This window comes from Synechococcus sp. H60.2 (genome assembly GCF_047462315.1).
In the GTDB taxonomy this organism is placed as follows: domain Bacteria; phylum Cyanobacteriota; class Cyanobacteriia; order Thermostichales; family Thermostichaceae; genus Thermostichus.
Genome location: NZ_JANSIZ010000117.1, coordinates 1 through 4,647, shown reverse-complemented (window position 1 = coordinate 4,647; position 4,647 = coordinate 1). Strand labels below are relative to the sequence as shown.

Genomic DNA, 4,647 nt, shown 5'->3' with positions numbered 1-4,647 from the left:
GTTGCCAAGCTCAAACGGCGGAAGCGTGCACCCAGGAAGGGAGTGAAGGCTTCTAGGAGATGGAAGAAAATCAACCGGCTAGAGGCTAAGCTCCAAGCCAAGGTTGCTCGCCAGCGTAGAGATTGGCAACACAAGATTACCTCAGAGATTGCCCGTCGTTATGACATCGGGGTAACCGGTCGCGTTAGCGGGACGGAGTCCTTAAAGCTCAACGTCAAGGGCATGACCCATAAAGCTAAAGGTAATTGGAGGGCCTTGCCTGCCGCTTCAGGATTAGCCCGCTGTTACCGATACATCTTCGATGCGCAGAGCCGGAAAGGCCGTGGTGCCGTTGAAAACAGTTACCTCTTGTGAGATGGCGGAGATATTGCGCAAACAATCGTAGAGGTTGCCGGCAATGGTGGTCTCCAGGATGGGGCGCTTCTCGCCACCTTTGACCAAAAAGCCCCCCTTCACCACTCCGGAAAAATCGCCGGTGATCGGGTTGCTGCTGCCGGAAAGCCGCGTGACGATAATGCCCCGCTCCATCGCATACAGCTCAGACAAAGGGGTTGTCCCCGGGGCCACGCTCAGACAGGCCGGCCCCACGCCCGGCAAGCTGCCCGCCCCCCCTGTGGCATGGCCGTTGGAGGGAACGCCGGCAGCCCGGCCTTCGTAGCTGTTGTACATGAAGTTGCAGAGGATCCCTTCGTGGATCAGGGGGGTAATTTGGCGTGGCATCCCCTCGCGGTCGAAGGGCTCGATGGGGTGGCCGGGCAAGCCCAGCCCCTCGGAAACTAAGGTCAACAGGGGGCTGGCGATCAGGGATCCCATCTTCTGCGCCAGGGGGCTTTTGCCCTTGCGCACCGCGTCCGCCCCCAGCACAAAGAGGAGGTCTCCCAGAAACTCCTCCACCACATCCGGCGGCAGGACGATGGAACCGCGAAAACTCTCCCCCTCCCTAGCCCCTAGGGCCCCCACACACTTTTGCACAAAGCGATTAAAAGCCCGCTCCAGCGCCGGCAGCAGCTCCGCCCGCTTCTGCACACTGTCGCCGTCGTAGGCAAAGCTGCCCACCTCGTCCCCATCAATGGCCATGCCAAACAGGGATCCGCCCGCCTCGACGCTGTGGTAGTTGGCGCGGATGCCGGTGGAAGAAGCAATGGCCACGGTATCCTCTTCCACGCTGAAGGAGCCGCTGTCAATGGTGATGCGGGGGTCTTGGGAGCGCACCCACTCCACCAGTTGGGATCCCAGTTGCGTCAGCTCGGCAGCATCCAGTTCCAGCAGGCCTGGGTCGAGGGCAAAGGGCACCTGGGGCAGAGGCTGGGGATCCGGCAGGCCGTTGAGGGGATCCGCCGGCGAAGCCTTGGCCATGGCCACCGCCTCAGCCGCTGTCTCGGCCAGCTCTTCCGGGCGGTTGGAAGTGGCAAAGCCCAGCCTGCCGCCGCAGAAAACCCGGATGCCGAACAGGGTCTCGCTGCTGCTGCGGGCCAGGTTGAGGTCATTTTTCTCAAAAGTTACTTCCGTCTCACGGCCTGAGTTGGCAAACACCTCTGCTTGGTCGGCCCCGGCAGCCAAGGCCTTTTGTACACCCTGTTCGCAAAGATCCAGCAGGTTTTCAGGAGCAATGACGGAGCCGGCCATAGAACTTGAGAGCTGCAAGAGAACAGTTCTATTATCGACCCTGCTGCCAAGACCTGCCCCAACAGCAGGGGCCAGATGATCTCAACTGGTCACTTAGGCTTGGGATCCCTTTGCCGGCAGCTTTGCGGATCCCTGCGGCATTAGGGCTGCTCCAGCGGCTGATCCGAGAACAGCAAGGGGGCAATGTTGGCGGCTTGGTTGAGTGGGATCTCGTCGTGGATGGCGTACTGATAAAACTGATCCAGCCGCTGACACAAACCTTCTGGGGTCAAAGCCTGTACATTGGAGCTGATGATGTAACTCTGGGCAGGAGAGGCCCGAAACGCCTGAAAGGCTTTGCGACAAAACGCCTGCTTGGCCTCAGGATCCGCCTGGCGCCACTCCGGCCCTGTGAGTTTGCCAGAGAGTGCCGGCTCAGTTGCCGCCCAAGCGCTGGACGCGACCAGGGGCAGTCCCGTTGCCCAAACCAGCCAGGCCAGGAGGAGCAGCAATACCTGCTGCCAAGAGAACCCAAGCCGTTGCTTGTGCTGCACCATAGGTGGATATGCTGAGGGAAGGAGCTTGGAATGCCGAAGCATCCCTAGCGATCCTATCGCCCTCGGTCTCCCCCATCCAGCCGAGGACAGTCCTAGAGCAAGGTTGGCAAGCAGCTCTATGGCTCGCAGCAAACCCCGCCAAAAACAGCGCTTTCCCCATCTGCTGGGCTCCAAGTGGACTTCTGTCCAGCCTGTGATGGGTTGGCGACATTTTCAGGTCGCCGCCCGCCAAGAGGGGCAAGGGGGGCTGGTGTTTGCCGAGCTGAGGGCCGTCTGCGATCCCCAGGTGCGCCTCTGGGTCAACGCCGCCACCCTCAAAAACCGGGATCTCTGGCAACCGGGCTGGACACCGCTGGAAGACGGGATCCCCTGCGGATCTGGCGGATCGTCTCTCTCTAGAGACTCAGGGATCCCCGGATCCCTCTAGCGCTGTATTCTTCTAGCTACAAGACTTTTGAGGAAAAAACGATGCCCAGGTGTAATGTCTGTGGGAAAGAGCTCAGCTACGGCGACTATCAATGGGCCAAGCGCTGTACGAATCCCTACGGGAAATCCCACCTTATCTGCTTCGACTGCTACAGCGGTTCTTCCTGTCCCATCTGCTCCTCCCCTCTCGAGTCGGCAGAATAGAAAGAAGTCGTTCTCAACAGCCGCTTTTCCTCTCCCGGTGAGCCAAGCTCTTGGAAGGAAGTTGGCAAAAGTCTCGCTGGTGTTCCCAAGGGAGCCGCAACAGTGCGCATTGGCCAGGGCTATGACATCCACCGTCTCGTAGAAGGGCGCCCCCTGATCCTAGGCGGGATCCGGATCCCTTACGAAAAGGGTCTGTTGGGCCACAGCGACGCCGACGTGCTCACCCACGCCATCATGGACGCCCTCCTAGGAGCTGCCGCCCTGCGGGACATTGGCTACTACTTTCCCCCGGAAGAGGAGCGCTGGAAAGGGGCAGACAGCATTCTCCTCTTGCAGCAGGTGGTGCAGTTGGTAAGCCAAGAGGGCTGGCGCATTGCCAACGTCGATAGCGTCGTGGTGGCAGAGCAGCCCAAGCTCAAGCCCCACATCCCCGCCATGCAGGCTCGTCTAGCTGAGGCCATGCAACTATCGCCCAAACAAGTAGGCGTGAAGGCCACCACCAACGAAAAACTCGGCCCCGTCGGCCAGGGAGAGGCCATGGCTGCCTTTGCCGTCGCCCTGCTGGTGGAACGCTGAGCTGCCGGCTTGCGGAAAGCACCTGGCCGTTGCCCTGCCCAAGCTGCCAAACTGGCAAGCAATCGCTCCCTCAAAAAACCAATTGGCCCCCATTGTCGTGAAACCCCCTGCCGCCTCGATCCCAGCTCCCCTCTCCCTCCGGGAGAGGGGCTGGGGGTGAGGGCTGACTCCCTACGGGAGAGGGGCTGGGGGTGAGGGCTGACTCCCTCCGGGAGAGGGGCCGGGGTTGGTCGCGTGAGCGGCGCGGAGCGCTTGGGCCGCCGGCGGGCCCCCTCAAACTTGCTCGGATACTCAGCAAAGGAAATGGCAGGCCAAAGCAATACCTCAACAGAGCAGCTCAAGAGCAGCCTTTTTGCCCCCCTATTCCTAGGGATCCTCCTTCTCTGGCTTAGCGCCTGTGCTGCCCCCGCTCGCCCGCCCCACCTGATTGCCACCGTCACCTCGGATCCCAAAACCTTCAACACCTATCTGGCCACCGAGAGCTCCAGCCGCGACGCCATCGCCTACCTGGAGGCGGGCCTGGTCACCCTCGATGAAGATACCCTCCTGCCCAAGCCGGAGCTGGCGGAAGGCTGGGAAGTGTCTGAGGACGGCTTGCGCTATGTCTTCACCTTGCGGGAGGGGCTGCGCTGGTCGGACGGGGAGCCCCTGACAGCGGCAGATGTGGACTTTACCTTCAACCGCATCATCTTTGACGAGCGGATCCCGACCTCAGCGCGGGATGTGTTGCGCATCGGCGAGGCGGGGGCGCTGCCCCAGGTGCGGGCCTTGGACGAGCGGCGGGTTGAGTTTGTCCTGCCGGAGCCCTTTGCCCCTTTCCTGTTGCAGGCCGGGTCCCCTCTCTTGCCCAAGCACATTCTGCAGCCCACTGTGGAGCAGGTGGACGGCCAGGGCAACCCCCTCTTTCTCCAGACCTGGGGAGTTGACACGCCGGTGCAGGAATTGGTGGGGGCCGGCCCCTACATCTTGCAGGAATATACCCCCGGACAGCGGCTGGTGTACCGTCCCAACCCCTACTACTGGAAAGGGGAAGGGATCCCGCGCATCGAGCGGGTCATCCTGCGCATCGTGGACTCGGAAGATACGGCCCTGTTGCAGTTTCGCTCCGGCGAGACCGACGTGTTTTCGGTGCGAGGCAGAGATTTTCAGCTCCTGAAGCGGGAAGAAGAACGGGATCAGTTCAGGATTTACAATCTCGGCCCCACCCTCAACAACAATTTCTTTGCCTTCAACCTCAGCCGGGCCCGCAACCCCCAAACCGGACGGCCCTTTGTGGATC

At 61.3% G+C, this 4,647-nt stretch carries 5 protein-coding genes; 3 read left to right on the top strand and 2 right to left on the bottom strand.

Annotation, left to right across the window (positions count from 1 at the left end; translation table 11 throughout):
* Nucleotides 1–273: 273 nt before the first annotated feature.
* Together NW845_RS12355 and NW845_RS12350 are read right to left on the bottom strand one after the other, a co-directional pair.
* Nucleotides 274–1,626 (bottom strand): TldD/PmbA family protein, encoded by a 1,353-nt coding sequence (locus tag NW845_RS12355; protein ID WP_414378742.1) that lies wholly within the window; start codon nt 1,624–1,626, stop codon nt 274–276.
* 140 nt (nt 1,627–1,766) lie between these two features.
* A complete protein-coding gene (locus tag NW845_RS12350; RefSeq protein ID WP_414334649.1) occupies nt 1,767–2,162 on the bottom strand; it encodes a hypothetical protein in 396 nt (131 codons plus the stop codon).
* A gap of 118 nt (nt 2,163–2,280) precedes the next feature.
* Here NW845_RS12350 and NW845_RS12345 point away from each other — a divergent pair, with 118 nt between their 5' ends.
* From NW845_RS12345 to NW845_RS12335, 3 genes are all read left to right on the top strand, one after another.
* Entirely contained in the window at nt 2,281–2,589 is a 309-nt protein-coding gene (locus tag NW845_RS12345) for a TIGR02450 family Trp-rich protein (protein WP_414334651.1), read from the top strand.
* 305 nt (nt 2,590–2,894) lie between these two features.
* Complete coding sequence (gene ispF / locus NW845_RS12340; protein WP_414334653.1) at nt 2,895–3,368, top strand: 2-C-methyl-D-erythritol 2,4-cyclodiphosphate synthase; 474 nt, start codon at nt 2,895–2,897, stop codon at nt 3,366–3,368.
* 303 nt (nt 3,369–3,671) lie between these two features.
* Nucleotides 3,672–4,647, top strand: a 976-nt coding sequence (locus NW845_RS12335) for an ABC transporter substrate-binding protein (RefSeq protein ID WP_414378741.1), incomplete at its 3' end; no start/stop codon positions are given.